Raw genomic sequence first — 25,188 nt, forward strand, 5'->3', positions numbered from 1 at the left:
GCCGGTGTCTCTCTACGAACGGGCGCTTGCGCCGGCAAGAAAGTCTGTCTTGCCGAGCGGGACGCCCTTGTGCCGAAGAATGGCGTAGGCCGTCGTTACGTGGAAATAGAAGTTGGGCAGCGCAAAGCCGAGAATGTAGCTCGTGCCGGTGAAGTCCAGCGTCCGTGGCCCGGCCTTGAAACTTACAGCGGAGGTCTCGCGGCCATCCATGCTATTGGGTGCGACAGCACTCAGATAGTCGATCGTGGCCGCGATGCGGGCCTGAAGATCGGCAAGGGAAACCTCATTATCCGCCATCGGGCGCGGCTCGGTCTGGCCTACGCGCACTGCCACGAAACGGGCCGTATCCGAAGCTCGCTGTATCTGGCCCGTCAACGGCAGCATGTCGGGAAAGAGCCGAGCGGTGGTCAGCTCTTCTTCTGCTATTCCCTGTTCAACGGCGTAAGCTTCGCCTTTATGCAGATTGTGCGACAGGTTCCTGAGCGCCGTGATGAAGACGGGTATCGAAATGTCGTAGAGAGAAAGGGACATGGTGTCTCGCGGTTTGGTTGATCGTGTAGCTGCTGCGGCGCGTGAGCCTGTTGTCACATCCTGAACACGCCGAATTTCGTCTCCGCCACCGGCGCGTTCAGCGCAGCACTTAAGCTCAGCGCCAGCACCTCGCGCGATTTCGCCGGGTCGATGATGCCGTCGTCCCACAGGCGCGCCGACGAATAGAGCGGCTGGCCCTCATGCTCGTATTTCATCAGGATCGGCTTGCGGAATTTCGCTTCTTCCTCAGCGGTCCATTCGCCGCCCTTGCGCTCGATGCCCTCGCGCTTGACCATGGCAAGCACGGTTGCAGCCTGCTCGCCGCCCATCACCGATATGCGTGCGTTCGGCCACATCCACAGGAAGCGGGGCGAATAGGCGCGGCCGCACATGCCGTAATTGCCGGCGCCGAACGAGCCGCCGATGATCATCGTCACCTTCGGCACCTGCGCGGTGGCGACCGCCGTCACCAGCTTGGCGCCGTCCTTGGCGATGCCGCCGGCCTCGTATTTGCGGCCGACCATGAAGCCGGTGATGTTCTGCAGGAAGATCAGTGGAATCTTGCGCTGGCAGCACAGTTCGATGAAATGCGCGCCCTTCAGCGCGCTTTCGGAAAACAGTACGCCATTGTTGGCGATGATGCCGACGGGCATGCCGTAAAGATGGGCAAAGCCGGTGACCAGCGTCGTGCCATAGTTCTGCTTGAACTCGTCGAACTCCGAGCCGTCGACGATGCGGGCAATGACCTCGCGCACGTCATAGGGCTGGCGGATGTCGGCGGGAATGACGCCGTAGATCTCATGCGGATCGTGAAGCGGTTGAATCGGCTTCTGTAAGTTCAGGCTTACGCTCTTGTTCCGATTCAGGTTTTTGACGATGCGCCGTGTGATCGCCAGCGCGTGCTCGTCATCCATGGCGTAGTGGTCGGCCACGCCCGACTGGCGCGTGTGGACCTCGGCGCCGCCGAGATCTTCGGCACTCACATCCTCGCCGGTCGCCGCCTTCACCAGCGGCGGGCCGCCGAGAAAGATGGTGGCCTGGTTGCGCACCATGATGGTTTCGTCCGACATCGCCGGCACGTAAGCGCCGCCCGCCGTGCACGAGCCCATGACGCAGGCGATCTGCGGAATGCCTGCCGCTGACATGTTGGCCTGGTTGTAGAAGATGCGGCCGAAATGGTCGCGGTCGGGAAACACCTCGTCCTGGTTCGGCAGATTGGCGCCGCCGCTGTCGACCAGATAGACGCAAGGCAGATTGTTCTGCATGGCAATTTCCTGCGCCCGCAGATGCTTCTTCACCGTGATCGGATAATAAGTGCCACCCTTCACGGTGGCGTCGTTGACGACGATCATCACCTCGCGGCCTTCGATCCGACCAATGCCGGCGATCATGCCGGCGGCGGAGATATCGCCGTCATACATGTTCCAGGCGGCAAACTGGCCGACTTCCAGAAAGGGCGAGCCGGGATCGACAAGCTGGGCAAGCCGCTGGCGCGGCAGCAGCTTTCCACGCGAGACATGGCGCTCCCGCGCTTCCTGCGAGCCACCCAGCTCGACGGTTGCCGCCTTCTCGGCAATATCGGCAACCAGTTCGCGCATGCGCCCGGCATTGGTTTTGAAGGCGTCGGAGGCGGGGGAGATAGAAGAGGTTAGGGCGGGCATGAAGACCTGCTTTATGAAAAATCTTGATCAGGCAAGGGAAAGCGTGTAGATGCCCGCTCCCCGCCCAGGCGGATCGTATCGTATCCTCGAGGAGATGACCAATGAGACGCATCCATATGCGCCCTCTGAAAAGTCTCCCTTCGGCAGAGGCCTAGAGCCGCCGAAGGCGGCATTTCTGCACCCTGAATATCTCGAAACTTGAGAGGAACGCGCCGCGCGTAATCGGCGCGGCGATCACCATGTATGTGCGGTTCGTGACGCCGCTCATCCATCCGGCGAGCCGGGTGGAGGCCGGCTTTTTTCAGGCGTCCTGGTACCTCTACCGGAACGGCTGTCCTTATTGGATTCTGGACGAACTGGAACATCAGTTCGATTGGTTCAGCTTGCACTTGCCGGTACCAAAGCAAATTGGCCGGCATTTCAAGCGGCGCAATTCGATCTGGGGTATTTGCTGGTTCGATCCGCACGCCGCGGAGGCGATCAGCCGGGCGCGTTATTGCGCATGGCTGATCGAGGAGGGGGGCTTGCCTGTTCGCAGCATCCGAACCGCTGGCGAGCGCGAGCTTCTCTGGAAGGATTCGCACCAGATCGTCTCCAAGCCCACTGTGGATTTGCCGAAGGCCTTCCAGTGATTTGGCGGGGAGCGTTGTCACACGCCCTCCGCCATAATCTCCCGCCCGATCAGCCAGCGGCGGATTTCGCTAGTGCCGGCGCCAATCTCGTAAAGCTTGGCGTCGCGCAGCAGGCGGCCGGTCGGATAGTCGTTGATGTAGCCGTTGCCACCGAGAAGCTGCAGCGCGTCGAGCGCCATCAGGGTTGCCTTTTCTGCGGCGAAGAGCACGCAGCCGGCGGCATCCTTGCGTGTCGTCTGGCCGCGATCGCAGGCTGAGGCGACAGCATAGACGTAAGCCTTGGCGGCATTCATGTTGGCGTACATGTCGGCAAGTTTGCCCTGAACGAGCTGGAAATCGCCGATGGCCTGTCCGAACTGGCGCCTGGTCTGCACGTAAGGCACGGCGACATCCAGGCATGCCGCCATGAGGCCGAGCGGGCCGCCGGCGAGCACGGTGCGTTCATAGTCCAGCCCCGACATCAGCACCTCGACGCCGCGTCCTTCCTGCCCGAGCACATTCTCGAAAGGCACGTCGACATCCTCGAAGACGAGTTCGCCGGTATTGGAGCCACGCATGCCCAGCTTGTCCAGCTTCTGGGCGACAGAAAAACCCTTCATCTTGCTCTCGATGATGAAGGCGGTGATGCCGCGCGAGCCCATTGTCGGTTCGGTCTTGGCATAGACCACCAGCGTATCGGCATCCGGTCCATTGGTGATCCACATCTTGTTGCCATTGAGCACGAAGCGGTCGTTACGCTTTTCGGCGCGCAGGCGCATCGACACGACATCAGAACCCGCGCCCGGCTCTGACATGGCCAACGCGCCGATATTCTCGCCCGAGCAGAGCGCAGGCAGGTATTTCTCCTTCTGCGCTGCGGTCCCCCATCGGTTGATCTGGTTGACGCAGAGATTGGAATGCGCGCCATAGGACAGGCCGACCGAGGCCGACGCGCGGGAAATCTCCTCCATGGCCACGACATGCGCGAGATAGCCCATGCCGGTGCCGCCGAAATCCGGGTCGGCGGTCATGCCGAGGAGGCCGAGCGCACCCATTTCTGCCCACAGATGCGCGGGAAACTCGTTGCTCCGGTCGATCTCGGCGGCGTTCGGCGCGATGCGGTCCTGCGCGAAGCGGCGCACCATGTCGCGCAGCGCATCGATGTCCTCGCCGTGCCCGAAGTCAAGCGTGTGCGTGTACATGGGTGTTCTCCCTGGCGTTTTCCGCGCCTGTCAGGCGCATTGTCATTGCGAGATAGGTCTCGGCTACTTCTTCCACTGAAAGCCGCTCGTCCGGGCGGAACCAGACGATGACCCCGGTGATCATCTGGATGATGGCGATCGCGGTCAGTCCGGAGTCGTCGATCACGAAGGTCCCGGCCTCCGCGCCGTCGCGCAGGATCTGGCGCAATTCCTTCTCATAGGCGGTGCGCAGGCGCAGGATTTGCGTGAGATTATTGCGCGAAAGGGCGCGCAGTTCCATGTTGGAGACATGGGTGGCGTGCCGGCGCGCGACATGGAAATGGATATGGTTGCGCACGAACGCGTTAAGGCGCGCGCGCGGATCGGCCTTGGCCGGGCGCGCCGCCTCCCACGTCGCAAGCAACCCATCCATATGCTCGCGCATCAGTGTGAAGAGCAGGTCTTCCTTAGTCGGAAAATAGCGGTAGAGCGCAGCGGCCTGCACGCCGACTTCGGCTGCAAGCTGGCGCATGGAAACCGCCTCGTAGCCGAAGCGGGCCATGAGGCTGATCGCCGCCTCGCGGATTGCGGCTTCCGTCCTGCCGCCGTCGGAACCAATCGTACGCGCCATAGCGTTTTCCAGCTTGATGAAGTGATAATAAAACGAACGTTCAATTAATTCAAGGGGCGTAATGCATTGAAGTAGGCTTCATTTCCGACCGAAGCTGATTCGACCTGATCACGCCGCGTCAGCTTCTCGGGCGCTCGTGAATGGGCGTCCCGGCGTCTGCGTTCTCATATTTCCGGCTTGTTTTCAGCCAGCCGGCGCGTCTCCAGCGCGCCGGTGGGATAGCAATACGCTGCGTCAACTGAACCGATATGCAATTCATTTGAGCCATTAACGAAACAAAAGCGAAAACGAATTGCAAAATGTTCGAAGATCAAACATGATCGAAAAATGGCCTGCCGCAGGGAGGAGCGTGGCGACTATGCTTGAACTCAAACGGGTAACGAAGGTTGTCGGCGCCGACACGCATATCGATGCGGTCGACCTAACGCTTCATCACGCCTCCCTCAACGTGCTTCTCGGGCCGACGCTTTCGGGCAAGACCAGCCTGATGCGGCTGATGGCAGGTCTCGACGTCCCGACCTCCGGAACGGTGTGGTTCGACGGCGTGAATGTGACCGGCATGCCGGTGCAGAAGCGCCGGGTGGCCATGGTCTACCAGCAGTTCATCAATTATCCCGCGATGACCGTCTATGAAAACATCGCTTCGCCGCTGCGGGTTGCCGGTGTCGACAGCGCGAAGATCGACAAGGAGGTTCGCCGCGCGGCTGAGCTTCTGAAACTCGCACCTTATCTTGACCGCACGCCGCTCAACCTGTCCGGCGGCCAGCAACAGCGTACCGCGCTTGCGCGCGCCATCGTCAAGAATGCCGGGCTGGTGCTGCTCGACGAGCCTTTGGCCAATCTCGACTACAAGTTGCGCGAGGAACTGCGCGCCGAACTGCCGAAGATATTCGCCGAATCTGGTGCGATTTTCGTCTATGCGACGACCGAACCGTCCGAGGCGCTGCTCTTAGGCGGTAACACCGCGACGCTGTCGCAGGGCAGGGTAACGCAGTTCGGCCCGACCATCGACGTGTTCCGCCGGCCACACGACCTGGTGACGGCGAGAACCTTTTCCGACCCGCCGCTCAACACGATCGTGCTGCGCAAGAGGGGGGCGAGTTTCCTCCTAGACGGCGGCGTCAACCTGCCAGTGCCGTCCGAACTCAAGGGCATCGCGGACGCCACCTACACGGTCGGCTTCCAGCCGCATCACCTGTCGCTGAAACGTCCGAACCGCGAGGCGGTGTCGGTGACGGCCAAGGTAAAGGTGACGGAGGTGACCGGCTCGGAAAGCTTCGTTCATCTCGACTTCGCCGACGTTCATTGGGTGATGCTGGCGCATGGCATCCAGGTGTTCGATCCGGACCAGACGATCGAGGTCTTCATCGATCCGCGGCATCTGATGGTGTTCGATGAGACGGGCCGTTCTGCCGAAATCGTTCAGGCGCAGGCGGCGTAGGGGGGATCATGGCAAGCATCGAACTCGACCATATCCGCCACGCCTACGCAGGGCCCTCGAAAGCAGCCACCGTCTACGCGCTGAAGGAAATCCACTACACATTCGAGGATGGCGGTGCTTACGCGCTGCTCGGGCCGTCCGGTTGCGGTAAGACGACGTTGCTCAACATCATCTCCGGGCTGCTGCACCCGTCGCACGGCCGCCTGCGTTTCGACGGTCGCGACGTCACCGAACTGTCGACGCAGGAGCGCAACATCGCGCAGGTGTTCCAGTTCCCGGTCATCTACGACACGATGACGGTCTACGATAATCTCGCCTTTCCGCTGCGCAACCGAGGCGTCACCGAGAGCGAAGTCGACAAGAAGGTTCGTGAGACGCTGAAGATGATCGATCTGGGGGACTGGGCGAACCGCAAGGCGCGGGGCCTCACAGCCGACCAGAAGCAGAAGATTTCGCTCGGCCGCGGCCTCGTGCGCTCCGACGTCAACGCCATCCTGTTCGACGAGCCGCTGACGGTCATCGACCCGCATATGAAATGGGTGCTGCGCTCGCAGCTGAAGCAGCTTCACCAGCGCTTCGGCTACACCGAAATCTATGTGACGCACGACCAGACTGAAGCTCTGACCTTCGCGCAAAAGGTTGTGGTGATGTTCGAGGGCGAGATCGTCCAGATCGGCACGCCGGCGGAACTGTTCGAGCGGCCACGGCATACATTCGTCGGCTACTTCATCGGCTCGCCCGGCATGAATCTCATGCCGGTCGATATACAAGGCAAGAATGCGCGGCTTGGCAGCCAGTCGATCGCGCTGCCCGGCGTGCCGAAGACGGCCGGGGAGAGCAAGGTCGAACTCGGCATCAGGCCGGAGTATGTGCGGCTGGGCCGCGAGGGAATGCCGATATCGGTCACCAAAGTGGAAGACATAGGCCGCCACAAGATCGTGCGCGCCGAACTGGAAGGGCGCGGCATCGCGGCGATCCTCGGTGAGGATGACGACATTCCGGCCGAACCCAAGGTCCGCTTCGACCCGGCAGGGATAAACATCTACGCCGATTCCTGGCGCGTCGAGATGGGAGCGTAATCCATGGAAAAGACCTTGAACAACAAGGCCTGGTTCCTGGTGCTGCCTGTGCTGGTGCTGGTGGCGTTCTCTGCGGTCATCCCCCTGATGACGGTGGTGAACTATTCCGTGCAGGACACCTTCGGCAACAACCAGTTCTTCTGGGCCGGAACCGAATGGTTCCAGGAATTGCTGTCATCGAGCCGGTTCTGGGCCGCGATTGGCCGCAACCTGGTATTCTCCGGCATCATCCTGGCGATTGAGGTGCCGCTCGGAATCCTCATTGCGCTGAACATGCCGCGTAAAGGCTGGGGCGTGCCGGTCTGCCTCGTGCTGATGGCGCTGCCGCTGCTGATCCCGTGGAACGTCGTCGGGACCATCTGGCAGGTGTTCGGGCGCGGCGACATCGGCTTGCTCGGCTATTATCTCAACCGGATCGGCATCGACTACAACTACGTGCGCGACCCGTTCGATGCCTGGGTCACCGTCATTGTCATGGATGTCTGGCACTGGACGAGCCTCGTCGTGCTGCTCTGCTATGCCGGTCTGGTCTCGATCCCCGACGCCTTCTACCAGGCGGCAAAGATCGATGGCGCATCGCGTTGGGCCGTGTTCCGCTACATCCAGTTGCCCAAGATGCAGCGTGTGCTTCTGATCGCGGTGCTGCTGCGCTTCATGGACTCATTCATGATCTACACCGAGCCCTTCGTCGTCACCGGCGGCGGGCCGGGCAACTCGACGACCTTCCTGTCGATCGACCTGGTCAAGATGGCGCTCGGCCAGTTCGACCTCGGACCGGCGGCGGCAATGTCGCTTGTCTACTTCCTGATCATCCTGCTGCTGTCATGGGTGTTCTACACAGTCATGACCAACTACGACGCGGGGCGCTGAGATGACGGGCGTGAACGAACGGACGACCAGTGCGCGGGAAGGTGCGGTCAGCGACAGCGGGGCGGCAGGCGGGCTTTCAGGCAACCTGTCGAAACAGGAGATCGAACGGCGCATGCGTCGGCGGGGCGAGGAGTCGCGCTGGTGGTGGATCGTGCCGACGCTCTACATCATCTTCCTGCTGCTGCCGATCTACTGGCTCATCAATATGAGCTTCAAGACCAACACCGAGATCGTGTCGTCGCTGACGCTCTATCCGCATGAGCCGACGCTGCGGAATTACCGCATTATCTTCACCGATTCAGCCTGGTACTCCGGCTACATCAACTCGATCATCTATGTGGTCATGAACATGGTGATTTCGGTCGCGGTGGCTCTGCCTGCGGCATACGCCTTCTCGCGCTACCGCTTTCTCGGCGACAAGCACCTGTTCTTCTGGCTGCTCACCAACCGCATGGCGCCGCCGGCGGTGTTCGCGCTGCCGTTCTTCCAGCTCTATTCGGCATTCGGGCTGATCGACACCCATATCGCGGTGGCACTTGCGCATTGCCTGTTCAACGTGCCGCTGGCGGTGTGGATCCTCGAAGGCTTCATGTCGGGCGTGCCGAAGGAGATCGACGAGACCGCCTATATCGACGGCTATTCCTTCCCGCGCTTCTTCGTGAAGATCTTCATGCCGCTGATTGCCAGCGGCATCGGCGTCGCCTGCTTCTTCTGCTTCATGTTCTCATGGGTGGAACTGCTGATCGCCCGCACGCTGACGACGACCGACGCCAAGCCGATCGCCGCGACCATGACGCGAACGGTCTCGGCCTCCGGCATGGACTGGGGGCTGCTCGCGGCCGCCGGCGTGCTGACGCTCATCCCTGGCGCGCTCGTCATCTGGTTCGTCCGCAACTACATCGCCAAGGGCTTTGCCCTGGGGAGGGTGTGATGGACGCCATGAAGCCAAACCAAACCTCGATTGAGGTGAGCGAGTTGAAAGCGCTGACCAACCGGCTTTTTGAAACGCTCGAGCAGGCCGGCATCGACCGCATTCCGGTGACACAAAATCAGTATTGGACGGTCTTTGTCTCGGAGGCGTTCGGTTCGGGTGACGCACCGGAGCCAACCATGAGCGATGTTCTGGATGATCTGGCTGATCTGAGGTCGGAGGTCATGCAAGAAGACCCGGAAACCACGCTTGTCGCCTGGCATGCTTTCGAGCACCTGTCCGGATTGATGAAGTTTGTCGCTCGCGCCGATCTAGATGGCAACTTGACCTCGGTTTTGGCCAAGACATCGGAGCCTCGCCCATGAACATCGACTTCTCATGGATGGCATGGACCTGGCCGACCGCCGCCTTCTTCGGCACGATCTTCCTGATGCTCGTCGGCATGGGCGTCTGGGAATATGTTTCGCCCGGCGGCAATCCGCGCATCGGCATCCTGCGCTTCGAGACGACGCGCGGCGATCGCCTCTTCGTTTCGCTGCTTGGCAGCGCTTTCATTCATATCGCATGGCTGGGTCTCGTCGGACCCAATCTGTGGTGGGCTCTCGCTCTCTCCGTAGTCTACGCCGTGGGGGTGTTTCGCTACGTATAGAGGGGGAAACAGTCGGAACGGCCGGGTGCAGGTGGCCGCTCCAGGAAGTTTGAAAACCTGTTTTTGTGGAGGAAACACATGCGACGGCACTTACTGACTTCTACGACCGCCATTGTCCTCTTGTTCGGCGCAGGCAATGCCTATGCCGGCATGGACGAGGCCAAGACCTTCCTGGACAAGGAAATCGGCGATCTCTCGTCGCTTCCGCGCGCCGATCAGGAAAAGGAAATGCAGTGGTTCATCGATGCCGCCAAGCCTTTTGCCGGCATGGAAATCAAGGTCGTCTCCGAAGCCATCACCACGCACCAGTATGAATCGGATGTGCTGGCGCCTGCATTCACCGCGATCACCGGCATCAAGGTGACGCACGACATCATCCAGGAGGGTGACGTCGTCGAAAAGATCCAGACACAGATGCAGACCGGCCAGAACCTCTATGACGGCTGGGTCAACGACTCCGACCTGATCGGCACCCACTGGCGCTATCAGCAGGTGCGCAACCTGACCGACTTCATGGCCAATGAAGGCAAGGACGTCACCAATCCGGGCCTCGACCTCGCCGATTTCATTGGCACGTCCTTCACCACAGCACCTGACAAGAAGCTCTACCAGCTTCCCGACCAGCAGTTCGCCAACCTCTACTGGTTCCGCTACGACTGGTTCAACGACGAGAAGAACAAGGCCGACTTCAAGGCCAAATATGGCTACGATCTCGGCGTTCCCGTCAACTGGTCGGCCTATGAGGACATCGCCGAATTCTTCACCGGCCGTGACGTCGACGGCAAGAAGGTCTTCGGCCACATGGACTACGGCAAGAAGGACCCGTCGCTTGGCTGGCGGTTCACCGACGCCTGGCTGTCCATGGCCGGCAATGGCGACAAGGGCATTCCGAACGGCCTGCCGGTCGACGAATGGGGCATCAAGGTCGATGAAAACTCGCGCCCGGTCGGCTCCTGCGTTGCGCGCGGCGGTGACACCAACGGCCCGGCGGCAGTCTACTCGATCCAGAAATATCTCGATTGGCTGAAGGCCTACGCACCGGCCGAAGCCCAGGGCATGACCTTCTCCGAATCCGGCCCCGTGCCGGCGCAGGGAAACATCGCGCAGCAGATATTCTGGTACACCGCCTTCACCGCCGACATGGTCAAGCCCGGCCTGCCGGTGATGAACGAGGACGGCACGCCGAAATGGCGCATGGCTCCGAGCCCGCATGGCGTCTACTGGAAGGACGGCATGAAACTCGGCTACCAGGACGTGGGTTCCTGGACGCTGATGAAGTCGACGCCTGACGATCGCGCCAAGGCCGCATGGCTCTATGCGCAGTTCGTGACCTCCAAGACCGTGGACGTGAAGAAGAGCCATGTTGGCCTCACCTTCATCCGCGAGAGCACCATCCAGGACAAGAGCTTCACCGAACGGGCTCCGCAGCTCGGCGGCCTGATCGAGTTCTACCGTTCGCCGGCGCGCGTCCAGTGGTCGCCGACGGGCACCAACGTGCCGGACTATCCGAAGCTGGCACAGCTCTGGTGGCAGGCGATCGGCGATGCGGCATCAGGCGCAAAGACGGCGCAGGAAGCCATGGACTCGCTCTGCGGCGAGCAGGAAAAGGTGATGGAGCGCCTCGAACGCGCCGGCGTTCAGGGCGATATCGGACCCAAGATGGCCGAAGAGCACGATCTCGACTTCTGGAACAAGGATGCCGTTTCCAAGGGCAACCTCGCGCCGCAGCTCAAGATCGAGAACGAAAAGGAAAAGCCCCAGACCATCAACTACGACGAACTGGTCAAGAGCTGGCAGAAGTAAGCTCCAACGCTCACGCCTCCCTCTCCCCGTTCTTCACGGGGAGAGGGTAAGGGTGAGGGGCTGTCTACACTTGGATATGAAACGAGGCGGCTTCGGCCGCCTTTATTTTTGCTGCGAACGCTTACCCGGCCCGTGCCGCCGCCAAGGCCTTCGGCAGTTCTTCCGCGAAGACATCAAGTTCATGATCCAAACCGACGCTGACCCGGATGCAGCGGTTCAGCACAGGCGCCATCGGCTTGCGGATGAAGACGTCGCGGGCGAGCAGATTCTGCATCACCCTCAGGGCAAAATCGGCATCGGCCTTGCAATCGATGGTCACGAAATTGGTAGCGGACGCTATCGGCTCCAGCCCGTTGTCGCGGGCGATGGCGGAAATGCGGTCGCGTCCTGCTGCGACTTTGTTTGCGACAGTCTTGAGATAATCCTGATCGGCAAGGGCTGCCACGCCGGCGATCTGGGCCATGCGGCTGACGCCGTAGTGGTCGCGGATCTTTTCGAAGTCGGCGATGGTTTCTTCTTCGCCGACGGCGTAGCCGCAGCGCAGGCCGGCAAGGCCGTAGGCCTTGGAGAAGGTGCGCATCCTCAGCACATTGGGGCGCGACACGTCGATCGGCGGTAGTGCCGAGGCCGGGCCGGTCTCGCCATAGGCTTCGTCGAGAATGAGCATGGTCGTCTCGGGCAATGCCGCGATGAAGCGCTCGATCTCGGCCGCCTCCCACCAGGTTCCCATGGGGTTGTCGGGGTTGGAGAGGTAGACCATCGGCGCCTTTTCGCGCCGCACGGCTGCCAGCAGGCCGTCGAGGCTCTCCCGGTCGTTCTCGTAAGGCACGGTCACCAGACGTCCGCCACTGGCCGCGACATGGAAGTTGAAGGTCGGGTAAGCACCGAGCGAGGTGACGACGGTATCGCCCGCCGAGATATAGAGCCGCACCACGATGTTGAGCAGGCCGTCTATGCCCTGGCCGACGACGACATTCTTCAGCTCGACGCCGAGATGCTTTGCCAGCGCGACCTTCAAATCGTGATTGTCGGGATCGCAATACATCCACATGCCGGGCGCGGCTTCGTCCATGGCGGCAATGACGCTGGGCGCAGGGCCGAAGCTGCTTTCATTGGCGCCGATGCGGGCGCGGAAACTGCGCCCGCTGGCTCGCTGCTGCGCCTCCGGGCCGACGAAGGGAACCGTCGAGGGCAGGGCGGCAATGAGCGGGGTTAGCGGCGGGCGTTTCGGCATGGCGATACTCTTGAATTTCAGGCGTCAATCCGAGCAATTCCAGGAAAAGTATGTAGCGGTTTTCCGACCGGAAATTGCGTCAAAACAAGTAAGTTTCGCCACATAGCAAAAATCCGCGGACTTGCCGCGGATTTTTTGTTGGGCCTGTCTTTGCCGAACGATCAGGCGTGAGGCACGGGTTCGGCGTCGGGGGTGTGTTCCAGGCCATCGCGGTGAACGACGTCCTTCGCCGACAGGAAGGTGTAGAACATCGGCACCACGAACAGGGTGAAGGTCGTGCCGATCAGGATGCCCGAGAAGATCACAAGGCCCATGGAGTAACGTGCCGCGGCACCTGCGCCTGCGGCGAGGATGAGCGGCACGACGCCGAGCGCCATGGCGGCCGTGGTCATCAGGATCGGGCGCAGACGCACCTTGGCCGAGGCGATGATCGCCGCGCTGCGTGACAGCCCATGCTCTTCCCGCTGCTGGTTGGCGAACTCCACCAGCAGGATGCCGTGCTTGGTGATCAGGCCTATCAGCGTGATCAGGCCGACCTGCGTATAGATGTTCAGCGTACCAAGCCCGAGATTGAGCGGGATGATGGCGCCGAAGATCGACAGCGGCACCGACATCATGATGATCAGCGGGTCGCGGAAGCTTTCGAACTGTGCTGCCAGAACCAGATAGATCACGACGACGGCCAGCGCGAAGGCGATGATGATCGTGCTGCCTTGCTCCTTCTCGAGACGGGACTGGCCCGAATAGTCAGTGAAGAAACCGGTCGGCAGCAGCGGCCGGGCGATGTCCTCGATCGTCTGCAAGCCTGTGCCCGTAGTCACGCCCGGCACCGGAAGCGCCGAAATCGTCGCCGAGTTCAACTGGTTGAACTGATCGATCGACGAAGGGGAAGCATTCGTCGTGATCTTCACGACAGCCGAAAGCGGCACCATCTCGCCGGACACGCTGCGAATATAGAACTCGCCGAGCTTTTCGGGATTGTTGCGGTACTTGTCTGGCACCTGCGGAATGATGTCGTAGCTATTGGAGTCGCGGTCGAACTGGGCGACCTTGGCCCCACCGACAAGCAGGCCGAGTGTTGTGCCGATATCGCTGATCGGCACGTTGAGGGCGGCCGCCCGGTCACGATCGACAGTGACTGTCACCTGCGGCGCATCAAAGTTCAGCGAGTTCTGGACGACGATGAAGCGGCCCGAAGCCTGTGCCTTCTGCTTGATCTGCTCGGCGATCTCGTAGACCTGGCTCGGGTCGCCGGTCGACTGGATCACCATCGAGATCGGCAAGCCACCGCCCGCGCCGGGAAGGGACGGTGGCGCGAAGACGAGCGCTTCGACGCCGGCCACCTTCTTCAGGCGGTTCTGGATATCGGTCTTGATCTCGTTCTGCGACCGGTCCCGATCTGCCCAGTCCTTCAGGCCCCAGATCGAGAATGCGCTGTTCGTAGCCCCACCAAGACCGACGATCGAGAAGTTCACCCGAACTTCAGGCAGGTCCTTGGTCAGATCGCGTATCTGGTCGGTATAAAGGCTGGTGTAATCCGTCGTCGCGTAGCGGGGCGCCGTGACAAGCGAGAACAGCGCGCCTGAATCTTCCTCAGGCGCCAGCTCGCTGGAGGTCTTCATGAACATGAAACCAGTGACGCTGACGAGCGCGATGACGATCATCAAGGTCACCGGACGGTATTTCAGCGAACCGGAGACCAGCCGCTCATAGCGGTTGGCGATGTTGTCGAAGGTTCTATCGACCCAGTCCTGGAATTTGCCATGGCCTGGTTTCAGGATGCGCGCCGCCATCATCGGCGTGATGGTGACTGCGACGAAACCGGAAATGACCACAGCACCCGCGAGCGTTACGGCGAATTCGCGAAACAGCGAGCCGGTCAGACCGCCAGTGAAGGCCAGCGGCGCGAACACGGCGGCAAGCGTGATGGTCATGGCGACCACCGGCGAGAAAATCTCGCGCATGCCTTTGAATGCCGACTGCATCGGCGTCAGGCCTTCTTCCATGTGGCGGTGGATATTTTCCACCACGACGATGGCGTCGTCGACGACAAGGCCGATGGCGAGAACCATGGCCAGAAGCGAAAGGAGATTGATGGAATAGCCCATCGCCAGAAGGATGGCGCACACGCCGATCAGCGAGAGCGGGATCGTGACCACCGGCATCAGCACCGAGCGGAACGAGCCGAGGAAGAGCAGGATGACAACGATGACGATAGCGACGGCTTCGCCGATCGTCTTGAACACTTCCTCGATCGAGGCGCTGATGGTCTGCGTCGCATCATAGACCATCGTGATGGTCATGCCCTGCGGCAGGCTCTCCTGAAGCGCCGGCAGTTCCTTGACCACGGCTGCTGCCGTGTCCAGCGGGTTTGCCGCCGGCGTCGGGAATATGCCGATGAAAGTGCCCGGCTTACCGTCGAAATTGACGACGGTGTCGGTGCTTTCCGCGCCCAGTTCCACGTCCGCAACATCGCGCAGCCGCACCACGCTTTCGCTATCGGAACGCAGGGGCAGGGCGCCGAAGGCTTCCGGCGTCTGCAGCGTCGACTTCATGGTGATCGAATAGGCGACGTATTCGTTCTTGGTCTTGCCGGGGGCGGCAAGGAAGTTCGAGGAATTGATCGCGCTCAGCACTTCTGCTGCGGTCAGGCCGCGCGCGGCAAGCTTGATCGGGTCGATCCACACGCGCATCGAATAGTTTGCAGCACCCAGAACCTGCACTTCGGCGACGCCCTGGATGGTCGACACGCGTGGGCGGATGACGCGTTCGATATATTCGGTAAGCTGCTCCGACGTCATGTTGGGGTTCTGCAGCGCCAGATACATGATCGCAAACTGCTGGCCCGTCCCCTTGACGATCGTCGGGTCTTCTGCGGCCGTCGGAAGCTGGCTCTTGACCTGCTGCACCTTGGACATGACCTCGGTGAGCGCGACGTCTGGGTTCGAGCCGAGCTTCATCTGCACGGTCACGACGCTGGCCGAAGGGCGGCTCTGCGACGTGACGTAGTCGATGTTTTCCGTCGTCGAGACGGCGGAAGCGATCGGCGCGGTGATGAAGCCCTGGATGAGATCGGCGCTGGCGCCCGCGTAAGGCGTCGTGATGGTGATCACGGTCTCCTCGACCTCAGGATACTCGCGCACCGAAAGGTTGAAGATGCCCTGGAAGCCAAGCAGCAGGATCATGAAGGCAACCACCGTCGACAGGACGGGGCGGCGGATGAAGATGTCTGAGAAGCTCATTTTGCGGCCGGCTGGGGTTGCGCCGGATTGGCGGGGTTGATCGTATTGTCGATCGTCACGGGCGTGCCGTTGGAAAGACGGTTCTGGCCGGCAGTCACGATCTGGTCGCCCGCGGCGATGCCGTCGAGAATCTCGACGACGCCATTGGAGCGGCGGCCGGTCTTGACGAAGACCTGATGGGCTTCAAGCGCCGGTTCGCCCGCGGTTTCTGCCGCAGATTTGGCCGCATCAGGCACCGGCTTGTCGTCAGCCTTTGCCGGCGTTGCAGGCTTTGCGGCCTCAGTCGGTGCATCTGCCTTCTTCGCAGGCCGGATGACATAGACATAGTCGCCGTAAAGGCTCGCGATTACCGATGTCTGCGCAATCGCCAGAACGTCCTTTTCCTCAGGCAGAACGACCTGGGCCTGAATGAACTGGCCGGGGCTGAGCTTGCCTTCGGGATTGGTGATCTCGGCGCGGACGGCGACGAGGCGCGAAGTCGGGTCGACCTTGGGTTCGATGCCGGTGATTGTGCCCTTGAAAGGCATATCATCCGAATTGACGCCAAACTTGACCGGCTCGCCGATCTTCAAAAGGTCCAGCTGCTGCTCGGGGATCGAAAAATCCGCACGCATGGTCTGAAGATCCTGGATAGTCGCAACGATCGTTCCCGGCGCGAGATACTGTCCGATATCGATCTTGGGGATGCCCATCGTGCCGGCAAACGGCGCCCGCAATTGCTTCTGGTCGACCACTGCCTGAAGCTTGGCAACCTGCGAGGCAGAGGCCTCGGCCGCGGCGCGGGCGGAATCGACATTGACGTCCGTGCCGACACCGCGCTTCTGCAACTCGGCTGCGCGATTGAGCGTCACCTTGTCGAGGGCTGCCTGTGTCTTGCCAGCGGCAAGATCGGCCTGCTGGACGGCGTCGTCGAGCTGGATCAGGACCGCGCCGGCCTTGGTCTGCTCGTTGGCCTTGAACAGTATTTCCTTGACGATGCCTGCAGCTTCCACAGTCAGGTCCACGCCCTGCGCGGCGTTGACCGTGCCGATGGCCTCTATGCCGGGCATCCAGTCGATCGGCTCCACCGTCGAGGAGGAAACGGTGACCTTCGCAACCGGCATGTTGGCGAAAAATTGCTGGATGGCATTGTCGCGGAACATGTTGAAACCGACGATGCCGCCGCAAACCAGAACAAGAAGAATGAACGCAATGATGAAGCGCTTGATCATGGATGGCACCGGGCGTGAGATGAGCGTGACGTTTACAAATTTCCGTTCAACCAACGCGCTAAACCAAAACGCGAAGTTTGAAAACTGCGGGGTTGCTTACTGTACCGTCTGGACGGTATTGTCAATTGCGTTATATGGACCCTCCGAGAGGATTTCCAAGATGACGAACGGCAAAATGAATTCCCGACAAAAGATATTGGCTGCGGCCGCCGAACTGGCCGGCGAAGTAGGCCCCGGCCACCTGTCGTTGGACGCCGTTGCGCAGCGTGCGGGGGTCTCAAAAGGCGGACTTCTCTACAATTTTCCGAGCAAGGCCAAGCTGCTCGAAGCTTTGGTGGAGCAGCATCTGAGCGAGTTCAATACCGCCCTGGAGGCGAAGGAAAAGCAGTGGGAGGGGAGGCCCAATAGCCTGGGTTCTGCCTATCTTGAACTTTTCGTGACCGACCTGGAGCAGCGCCAGCCGCCGCCATCTGGCTTGCTCGCGGCAATGGCTGAGGATCCCGGTTTCCTGATGCCGATAAAGCGCTTCAATCGCACGTTGCTCGACCGGCTCAAGGCAGGCTCAAAAAACGAAAACAGCGCGCTGATCCTGTTTCTTGCGCTCGAAGGCATGCGCAGCCAGCGCCTTTTCGATGTCGACATCTTGTCGACCGCCGAACGAGACGCGGTGATTGCATCGCTGGGGGCGGCGTTGGAGAAGGGCGATTGATATGGGGGTGAGGCTGACACTGCATGCCCGAACACACGAATACGGCGGGCCAAATGCCCGCCGTAAATGATCGAAACTGTCAAATCGCATGGTTGGATTTGCTACATGCCTTTGATCTTGCCGCAGAACTCGGCGAACTTCGTGCTATCGGTCTTACCGCACTCGTCCTTCATCATTTTCTGATTGTCCGCCGACATTGCGGCCCACGCTGCCTTGATCTCGTCGTCCGAGCGCATGGTAGTCATGGCGTCATCGCTATAGAACGACTTCATCATCGTTGGATCTTCCAGCGGCCTCATCTTGTCTGCAGCTGCCGGATCGCTGGCTGCCGGGGCAGCCGTCGTTGAAGTTTGGGCGTAAGCGGCGCCGGAAGCCAGCATGAGTGTCATGGCTGCGGTCGCAAGAAACTTGAGTTTCATGACGTATTCCTTCCCTGATTGCCTGTATTTCGATCGACTTGAAGCGATCAATTAGGCAACGGCGGAAAGGGTGAGAGGTTCCAGAAATATATCTGGAATTGATATGCTATTCTAAAATAGTCCGATTGCGTGATATAGTTTACTTTTTTCTAATATATATTGGGAGTCTAATCAGAAATAGTCAGAATTTCACGGAAATGACGTTCGAGCCCGAACAGGCGCGGCTAAACACGCTCCCTCTGCGGCGAGTGGCACGCAATGGCGATGCCGCCTGACAACGACCAACGCTTCGACTTGCCAGACGTTGCAGGCAGATTGTCCTATTTTCCTGCGGCCTTGGCCTTGTTGCGCGGACGAAGGCGATCACGGTCGAGTACGACCACGCAGGAATCCAGATCGTTCGTTGCAAGATGTGCATAGCGCATTGTCATCTGCAGGGTCTGATGTCCGAGCCACATCTGCACACGGCGGATATCGATACCGCCCTGCACGAGGCGCGACGCGCATGTGTGGCGCAGGATATGCGGCACGACCTGGGTGTCGCTTCCGAGGCCGACTTCCGCTTTCGCATCATTCCATATAGCGCGGTAGCGAACGCCGGTCAGCATCGAGAACGGACCTTTAAGGCCTTCGGCGCTGACATTGACCGACTCCTCGGCGCGTATGGTCATAGGGATGGTTCGGCTGCGTCCGGACTTGGTGATCCAGAAACTCACCCGGTGTTCCTGGATGTCGTTCCAGATCAGGCCGAGGGCCTCGCCAAGGCGGCAGCCGCTGTCGACCAGGAACAGGCTGAGCCGGTAGCTATCTTCGCAGCGCGCCTTGATGGCGCCGAACAGGCGGTCTTCCTCGTCGTGTTCGAGGAAGCGGATGCGTCCAGCCCGCTCTTTCTGCCGCCGAAACTCCGGCAGGCTGTGGATATCCCCCATCTGACTCGCCTTTCGCAGCAATTTGCTGAGCGCAGCCATCTTCCTGTTGATGGTTGCGTTGCTGTTGCCACGCTCGCGTAGCTTGCCGACAAGGTCGTCGAGAGTGCTTTGATCGAAGGTGCTGAAGCGCTCCCCGAGCAAAATCTCATTCAACTCGCCTATGAAGAAGGTAACGTTGTATTTGTGGTTTCCGTCTTCCCACAGAATGTTTTTGTATTTTTCAAAAAGCTCGGCGAGCGAAAAGGTGCTTACGACATTGAATGGATTGGCATTAAAAGTCGGACTCCCTCCATAACTCGTCGAATATGAGACGACATGGCTGGAGAATTCGCTTTTCGCGCTTTCCTGTGTGCTCACTTTTCAGTCCCCAAGTCGATAGTGACCTATGGTCATTATCCCGCCCATATGCTGCTAAACATATTTCGCGGGACGTTGGAAACCCTATTTTCCTGAAACGGATCAAAAGTCCGGAAAATCATACCGGTGAATTTCTCCGATCCTTACGTCAACCCCTTGCGATAGTGCAGTTGTCTCCCTGTCTTCCGGCCGCCCGCCAACGCTTTATTTCCAAGAAAAAACGGCCCGGGACCGAAAGACCCCAGGCCGTGTATTAGGTTTTTAAACCAGTCGCATTAGAAGTTGCGCTGGAAGCGGATCATGCCGCCGAAGCCGTCGCCGAGCTTGTTGCCGTCGTTGTCGTGCCAGGAATTCCAGGCAACTTCCGGCGTGATCTTGAAGCCCGGAACGAGCTCGTAGCCAACGTTGGCAACAAGCGCGACATCCTTATTGTCGGCGTAGGAAGCCTGCAGGTTCAGCGTGGCCTTTTCGTTCAGCTTAGCCGAAGCGCCACCCCAGACAGCCCAGCTGCCGCCCCAAGGCTTGTAGAAGCTGTTGTCGACATTGTCGTCGGTGCCGTAGCCGGCCATCACGAAGAGCGAGATGGTATCGGTTGCGTTGACATCCAAACGAACCTTGCCGGCCCATTCTTCATAGACCGAGTCGTAACCGACGACGCCGGACACGCCGCCCCAGCCCTGCGTGTAAGCAGCGCCGACGACTACGTGCGGAACGTAGGAGTCGATCGTGTAGGCACCGTTGCCCTCTTCGAGAGCCACGCCGGCCGAGAAGCCATTGCTGCCCTTGTAGGTGTAGGCGATCTGGTGGGTGTCATACGGGCCCGACGCAATGATGTCATCCTCGATCACGCCACCGGCATAACCAACCAGCGTGGTGAAGAGCGAATCGGTCTTACCGATGCGGAAGCCGCCGAGTTCGATGTAAGCGTGGTTCATCTTGGCTGCCGTACCACCAGCAGTGGTGAAGCCGCCCGGAGCCGAGGTGTCATAGTCGAAGTTCAGGTGGAAATAGGCGCGCAGAGTGCCGAGTTCGGTTTCCGAACGGGCGTCGAGCTGCAAGGCAGCGCGGGCACGCTTATAATAGGTGTCGTTGAAGCCGTCGCCCAGCTTGTCAACAACGTTGATCAGGCCGCCGTAGCCGCCTTCACCAGCGCGGATGTCGTAACGGACATAGCCGCCGACGCGCAGGCAGGTCTCGGTGCCCGGGATGTAGTAGAAGCCGGCGCCGTAAACGTCGCAGACGCGGACATATTCCATGGGTTCCGGCTCGGCGACGACGACAGCGTCGGCCGCACGGGCACCGGATACTGCAGCGAGGGCTGCAGCGGAGCCGAGAAGCAGGCTCTTGATGTTCATTTTCTGACCTCCAGTCAGAATCACGTCTGGAGGTCGAAAAAGAGCGCTCACGCCAAAGCTTGAATCTTCTAACGGACTGAAAGAATTGGGAAATATGAGATTGGCGCTGGGCGCTGGCGGAGAGGAAGGGATTCGAACCCTCGAGAAGCTTTTGACCTCTACTCCCTTAGCAGGGGAGCGCCTTCGACCACTCGGCCACCTCTCCGTTGGGTCGCTGGATAAAGAAAAGGACGCGCGCACGCAATAAGGAGAGACGCTGTTTGATGAAATAAACGCCGGCAATCGGAAAACGACCCCGCCTTTATATCGGCAAGGGGCGGACGATCGGCTTCGGCATGCCTGTCGCGACGTTTCGCGAATCGTGAGGCATCAGCTGCAGGACGATTCCCACGTTTCCCTTGGTTCCCTGGCTTCCAGGGAGTTGAGAAGTTAATGAGTTCTTTCCGCGGGGTATCAAATCGTGTCATTTGTGCCACAGCGTTACGGGATCACACGCTAGGAGCTGCTGCAGGCATACGATCGTGGTTGAACGGCTGCGCACGGTGGGTAATGTCAGATTCGAGGAAGGGGCGAACATTCGTGTCTTTTTCAGTATTGGGGATGGGGCAGGGAAGCTGTCCTTCAGCAAATAAAACCCAGACCCGTTTTTTAACTTTGACTGGAGGTCAGAAAATGAACATCAAGAGCCTGCTTCTCGGCTCCGCTGCAGCCCTCGCTGCAGTATCCGGTGCCCGTGCGGCCGACGCTGTCGTCGTCGCCGAGCCGGAACCCATGGAATATGTCCGCGTCTGCGACGTTTACGGCGCCGGCTTCTACTACATCCCGGGCACCGAGACCTGCCTGCGCGTCGGCGGCTATGTCCGTTACGACATCGGCGTGGGTGACGGCGGCTACGGCGGCCTGAACGACGTAAACGACAAGCTCGATGCGCTGAACGGCGAGACGAACTTCAACGACACCTACTACAAGCGTGCTCGCGCTGCCCTGCAGCTCGACGCCCGTTCGGAAACCGAACTCGGCACTCTGCGCGCCTACATGCACCTCAACTTCGATTGGGATAGCTTCATCGACGCCAACAACGACAGCAACGCTGGCGGCACCACGGCGAAGATCAACCACGCCTACATCGAACTCGGTGGTTTCCGCATCGGCAAGACCGATTCGTACTTCACCACGATGACCAACTATGCCGGCGGCGTGATCGAAGACGATCTGAACGGCGGTTACGGTCCCTTCGACACTCACCAGATTTCGTACACCTACACCGGTGGTAACGGCTTCTCGGCTGGCGTGGCTCTCGAAGAAGGCACGGGCGACTACACGATCGACTCCTACGTTCCGCACGTAGTCGTCGGCGCTGCTTACACGCAGGGCTGGGGCGGCGTGTCCGGCGTCGTCGGTTACGACTCGGTCTATGAAGAATGGGCCGGCAAGGTTCGTTTGGATGTCAACGCAACCGATACCATCTCGCTCTTCGTGATGGCCGGCTACGGCACCGACGACAATGTCACCCGCAGCTTCTACAAGACCTGGGGCGGTAGCTGGGCTGTCTGGGGCGGTGGTACCGTCAAGCTGAACGAGAAGGCTGCTTTCAACCTGCAGGCTTCCTATGCTGACAACAAGGACGTGGCTGTTATCGCCAACGTCGCTTACGAGCTCGTTCCTGGCCTGAAGATCACGCCGGAAGTTGCCTGGAATTCCGTCCACGACGACGACGGCAACAAGATCACCGACGGTTTCGGTGGCTTCCTGCGCTTCCAGCGCAACTTCTAATCGGCTCTAACGCTGATTTGAGGAAAACCCGGCGGGCAATCGCCGGGTTTTCTTTTTGCGGAGCATCTTAGGCCATTGCGGACCTCGAATCGCCGGCTGCTTCCAGCAAATGGTGGCCAGATGTTCGTGCTGTGATGAAATTCTGGGCATATGCCTGCATGCCGGGCTTTATCTGTTAACGGAAGATGAATCTCATCCCCGATTTTGTGTCTTTTCCATCACAGCAGCGAATCTCAATTCGCCTTCGCCAGCTAAAATCTCAAGTCACAGTTGAATGCCGCCCGAAGTTGCGCGAAAGCTGACTGCAACAGGCGTCTTATTCCTGTCGGCTCCGTTCGGGCGGGCTCCCAACGAAACCCGGACTGGACTTAACGATTTTTGATTGGAGAGCGGAAAATGAACATTAAGGGCCTTCTTCTCGGTTCCGCTGCGGCCCTCGCAGCAGTCTCTGGTGCCCGCGCGGCCGACGCTGTCGTCGTCGCTGAACCCGAGCCGATGGAATATGTTCGTGTTTGCGACGTTTACGGCGCTGGCTTCTACTACATCCCGGGCACCGAGACCTGCCTGCGCGTCGGCGGCTATGTCCGTTACGACATCGGCGTTGGTGACGGCGGCTACGGCGGCCTGAATGACGTCAATGATAAGCTCGATGCGCTGAACGGCGAGACGAACTTCAACGACACCTACTACAAGCGTGCTCGCGCCGCCTTGGAACTGGACGCCCGTTCGGAAACGGAACTCGGCACCCTGCGCGCCTACTTCCAGATCAATTTCAACTGGGACAACGGCATCGACGCTAACAATGACTCGGTCGCCGGCGGCACCGACGTTGAAATGGAGCACGCCTATATTGAGCTTGGCGGCTTCCGCATCGGCAAGACCGACTCGCTGTTCTCGACCTTCACCAATTACGGTGCGGACGTGATCGAAGACGATCTGAACGGCGGTTATGGTCCTTTCGACACGCATCAGATCGTCTACACCTACACCGGCACCAACGGCTTCTCGGCGGCGGTCGGCCTCGAAGAAGGCGCGGACGTGTACACGATCGACTCCTACGTTCCGCACGTGGTTGTCGGTGCTGGCTACACGCAAGGTTGGGGCGGCATCACCGGCGTCGTCGGCTACGACTCGGTCTATGAAGAATGGGCCGGCAAGGTTCGCCTAGATGTCAACGCGACCGACACCATCTCGCTCTTCATCATGGCTGGCTACGGCACCGACGACAATGTCACCCGCAGCTTCTACAAGACCTGGGGCGGCAACTGGGGTGTCTGGGGCGGTGGTACCGTCAAGCTGAATGAGAAGGCTGCCTTCAACCTGCAGGCGCAGTATGCCGACAACAAGGATGTGGCGATTGTCGCCAACGTCGCTTACGAGCTCGTTCCGGGCTTCAAGATCACGCCGGAAGTGGCCTGGAATTCCTGGCACGACGACGTCACCAAGGAAAAGCTTGGCGATGGCTTCGGTGGCTTCCTGCGCTTCCAGCGCAACTTCTAATCGGCTTCAAAGCTAAACGTGAAAAACCCGGCGAGCGATCGCCGGGTTTTTTATTGATTGAAAAATATATCGAAATAACAGTTGTTTACGTAACCGATGGACTATGGGCAGTGATCGGCCTGTTCCAAAAACGTAGCGATCTGCCTGGGCAGTTTTCCCGTCTCAAGCAGCGGCGCGTGGCCCTGGCCTTCGACGGTGATCGTTTTGATCCCGGGGTGACGCGCGGCCATTTCCTTGAGCGTCTCTGCCGATAGAAGTTTTGAGTTCTCGCCGCGAATGGCGAGCATCGGCACGCCTTTCAAACCCTCGAATTGCGGCCAGAGAACCGGAAGCGGCACGCTGAGATCCATGCTTGTAACGGTTTTCAGCAGAGCCGGATCGAAATCCGCTACCGGCACGGCACCATTGGTGCGATAGAGCGCACCGACAAAGCGCTCCCAATCCGCATCATTCAGTGCCGAGAAGGCCTGGCCATGCGTCGCGCGCTGGATGGCAATCGCATCAGCGATGCTTTTGGGTTTCGGCGCCCGCTCGAGATAGGCACGTATGTGAGCAAGGCCCGCGCCTTCAACCACTGGCCCGATATCGTTGAGGACGATGGCTTTCAGAACCGTCGGGCGCATCGCCCCCAGCACATGGATGACAAGCCCGCCGCGCGAGGTGCCGATAAAGGCGCCATTTTCGATGCCGAGTGCAACAAGTCCCGCGAGGATGTCGCCAGCTTCGACGGCCACATTGTAGTTCTGCCAGTCCTTGTCATAAGCCGACTCACCGCGTCCGCGGTAATCGAACGCTACAACCTTACGTCGTGTTTTTGCCTTGCGTGAAAGAAACAGCGCCAGTTCGTGGAAATCCCGGGCGTTGCGGGTCAGACCCGCAAGGCAGATCGCCGGCGTCGATTCGGTGATGTTTTCCCCATAAATTCGAGCATGAAGCCGAAGCCCGTCCGGTGCGGAATAGAAGAAGTCTGAAAATCCGTGAGAAGAACTCAATTGGCACCTGTCCAAAACACGCCGCGAATGCGAAGCGTCTGCAGGATTACCCGCCGCGAGGCATGATGCAAGCCGTGCG

At 60.0% G+C, this 25,188-nt stretch carries 22 protein-coding genes and 1 tRNA gene; 11 read left to right on the forward strand and 12 right to left on the reverse strand.

Annotation, left to right across the window (positions count from 1 at the left end; translation table 11 throughout):
* Positions 1-12: 12 nt before the first annotated feature.
* Both BM413_RS13900 and BM413_RS13905 read right to left on the reverse strand, forming a co-directional pair.
* The gene (locus BM413_RS13900) at positions 13-531 is read right to left on the reverse strand and encodes a DUF1993 domain-containing protein (protein WP_091913936.1); all 519 of its coding nucleotides are present in this window, start codon (positions 529-531) and stop codon (positions 13-15) included.
* A 53-nt stretch (positions 532-584) separates the two neighbouring features.
* The gene (locus BM413_RS13905) at positions 585-2,192 is read right to left on the reverse strand and encodes a carboxyl transferase domain-containing protein (RefSeq protein WP_091913938.1); all 1,608 of its coding nucleotides are present in this window, start codon (positions 2,190-2,192) and stop codon (positions 585-587) included.
* 239 nt (positions 2,193-2,431) lie between these two features.
* Between BM413_RS13905 and BM413_RS13910 the strand changes: the two genes are divergently transcribed.
* Positions 2,432-2,824: a hypothetical protein gene (locus BM413_RS13910; protein WP_091913940.1), complete on the forward strand. Its 393-nt coding sequence runs from the start codon at positions 2,432-2,434 to the stop codon at positions 2,822-2,824.
* Between the two features lie 17 nt (positions 2,825-2,841).
* On the opposite strand, the gene BM413_RS13915 is transcribed toward BM413_RS13910, so the two are convergent.
* The gene (locus tag BM413_RS13915; protein ID WP_091913942.1) at positions 2,842-4,005 is read right to left on the reverse strand and encodes an isovaleryl-CoA dehydrogenase; all 1,164 of its coding nucleotides are present in this window, start codon (positions 4,003-4,005) and stop codon (positions 2,842-2,844) included.
* Positions 3,986-4,615 carry a TetR/AcrR family transcriptional regulator gene (locus tag BM413_RS13920; RefSeq protein ID WP_091913944.1) on the reverse strand — a complete coding sequence of 210 codons (630 nt, stop codon included), beginning with the start codon at positions 4,613-4,615 and terminating at the stop codon, positions 3,986-3,988. The genes BM413_RS13915 and BM413_RS13920 overlap by 20 nt, the downstream gene beginning before the upstream one ends.
* Before the next feature lie 358 nt (positions 4,616-4,973).
* Here BM413_RS13920 and BM413_RS13925 point away from each other — a divergent pair, with 358 nt between their 5' ends.
* The 7 genes from BM413_RS13925 to BM413_RS13955 all read left to right on the forward strand — a co-directional run bounded on the left by BM413_RS13925 (position 4,974) and on the right by BM413_RS13955 (position 11,388).
* Positions 4,974-6,056: an ABC transporter ATP-binding protein gene (locus tag BM413_RS13925; RefSeq protein ID WP_091913946.1), complete on the forward strand. Its 1,083-nt coding sequence runs from the start codon at positions 4,974-4,976 to the stop codon at positions 6,054-6,056.
* A gap of 8 nt (positions 6,057-6,064) precedes the next feature.
* On the forward strand, positions 6,065-7,135 hold the full coding sequence (locus BM413_RS13930; RefSeq protein WP_091913948.1) for an ABC transporter ATP-binding protein: 1,071 nt from the start codon (positions 6,065-6,067) through the stop codon (positions 7,133-7,135).
* 3 nt (positions 7,136-7,138) lie between these two features.
* Positions 7,139-8,005, forward strand: a complete 867-nt coding sequence (locus BM413_RS13935) for a carbohydrate ABC transporter permease (RefSeq protein WP_091913950.1) — start codon at positions 7,139-7,141, stop codon at positions 8,003-8,005.
* A 1-nt stretch (position 8,006) separates the two neighbouring features.
* Positions 8,007-8,936: a carbohydrate ABC transporter permease gene (locus BM413_RS13940; protein WP_091913952.1), complete on the forward strand. Its 930-nt coding sequence runs from the start codon at positions 8,007-8,009 to the stop codon at positions 8,934-8,936.
* Positions 8,936-9,301, forward strand: a complete 366-nt coding sequence (locus BM413_RS13945; RefSeq protein WP_091913954.1) for a hypothetical protein — start codon at positions 8,936-8,938, stop codon at positions 9,299-9,301. The genes BM413_RS13940 and BM413_RS13945 overlap by 1 nt, the downstream gene beginning before the upstream one ends.
* Positions 9,298-9,585 carry a DUF2160 domain-containing protein gene (locus BM413_RS13950; RefSeq protein ID WP_091913956.1) on the forward strand — a complete coding sequence of 96 codons (288 nt, stop codon included), beginning with the start codon at positions 9,298-9,300 and terminating at the stop codon, positions 9,583-9,585. The genes BM413_RS13945 and BM413_RS13950 overlap by 4 nt, the downstream gene beginning before the upstream one ends.
* Before the next feature lie 78 nt (positions 9,586-9,663).
* Positions 9,664-11,388: an ABC transporter substrate-binding protein gene (locus BM413_RS13955; protein ID WP_091913958.1), complete on the forward strand. Its 1,725-nt coding sequence runs from the start codon at positions 9,664-9,666 to the stop codon at positions 11,386-11,388.
* A gap of 121 nt (positions 11,389-11,509) precedes the next feature.
* Here BM413_RS13955 and BM413_RS13960 read toward each other — a convergent pair whose 3' ends face one another.
* The 3 genes from BM413_RS13960 to BM413_RS13970 form a co-directional block, all read right to left on the reverse strand.
* On the reverse strand, positions 11,510-12,622 hold the full coding sequence (locus BM413_RS13960) for a pyridoxal phosphate-dependent aminotransferase (protein WP_091913960.1): 1,113 nt from the start codon (positions 12,620-12,622) through the stop codon (positions 11,510-11,512).
* Between the two features lie 161 nt (positions 12,623-12,783).
* Entirely contained in the window at positions 12,784-15,864 is a 3,081-nt protein-coding gene (locus BM413_RS13965; protein ID WP_091913962.1) for an efflux RND transporter permease subunit, read from the reverse strand.
* Positions 15,861-17,075, reverse strand: a complete 1,215-nt coding sequence (locus BM413_RS13970; RefSeq protein WP_091914094.1) for an efflux RND transporter periplasmic adaptor subunit — start codon at positions 17,073-17,075, stop codon at positions 15,861-15,863. The genes BM413_RS13965 and BM413_RS13970 overlap by 4 nt, the downstream gene beginning before the upstream one ends.
* On the opposite strand from BM413_RS13970, the gene BM413_RS13975 reads away from it, so the two are divergent.
* Positions 17,056-17,784, forward strand: a complete 729-nt coding sequence (locus BM413_RS13975; RefSeq protein ID WP_348272905.1) for a TetR/AcrR family transcriptional regulator — start codon at positions 17,056-17,058, stop codon at positions 17,782-17,784. The two genes, BM413_RS13970 and BM413_RS13975, sit on opposite strands and share 20 nt — an antisense overlap.
* Before the next feature lie 101 nt (positions 17,785-17,885).
* On the opposite strand, the gene BM413_RS13980 is transcribed toward BM413_RS13975, so the two are convergent.
* From BM413_RS13980 to BM413_RS13995, 4 genes are all read right to left on the reverse strand, one after another.
* Positions 17,886-18,203, reverse strand: coding sequence for a hypothetical protein (locus BM413_RS13980; RefSeq protein ID WP_091913966.1), 318 nt, complete (start codon positions 18,201-18,203; stop codon positions 17,886-17,888).
* A gap of 320 nt (positions 18,204-18,523) precedes the next feature.
* Positions 18,524-19,489 carry a tyrosine-type recombinase/integrase gene (locus BM413_RS13985; RefSeq protein WP_091913968.1) on the reverse strand — a complete coding sequence of 322 codons (966 nt, stop codon included), beginning with the start codon at positions 19,487-19,489 and terminating at the stop codon, positions 18,524-18,526.
* A gap of 275 nt (positions 19,490-19,764) precedes the next feature.
* On the reverse strand, positions 19,765-20,844 hold the full coding sequence (locus BM413_RS13990; RefSeq protein ID WP_091913970.1) for a porin: 1,080 nt from the start codon (positions 20,842-20,844) through the stop codon (positions 19,765-19,767).
* Between the two features lie 114 nt (positions 20,845-20,958).
* Positions 20,959-21,049, reverse strand: a tRNA-Ser gene (locus BM413_RS13995).
* Between the two features lie 467 nt (positions 21,050-21,516).
* Between BM413_RS13995 and BM413_RS14000 the strand changes: the two genes are divergently transcribed.
* Complete coding sequence (locus tag BM413_RS14000; protein WP_091913972.1) at positions 21,517-22,617, forward strand: porin; 1,101 nt, start codon at positions 21,517-21,519, stop codon at positions 22,615-22,617.
* Between the two features lie 396 nt (positions 22,618-23,013).
* The gene (locus tag BM413_RS14005; protein ID WP_091913973.1) at positions 23,014-24,117 is read left to right on the forward strand and encodes a porin; all 1,104 of its coding nucleotides are present in this window, start codon (positions 23,014-23,016) and stop codon (positions 24,115-24,117) included.
* 101 nt (positions 24,118-24,218) lie between these two features.
* On the opposite strand, the gene BM413_RS14010 is transcribed toward BM413_RS14005, so the two are convergent.
* On the reverse strand, positions 24,219-25,109 hold the full coding sequence (locus tag BM413_RS14010) for an alpha/beta fold hydrolase (protein ID WP_091913974.1): 891 nt from the start codon (positions 25,107-25,109) through the stop codon (positions 24,219-24,221).
* Positions 25,110-25,188 lie beyond the last annotated feature (79 nt).

The organism is Mesorhizobium sp. YR577 (assembly GCF_900116595.1).
Taxonomy (GTDB): Bacteria; Pseudomonadota; Alphaproteobacteria; order Rhizobiales; family Rhizobiaceae; genus Mesorhizobium_M.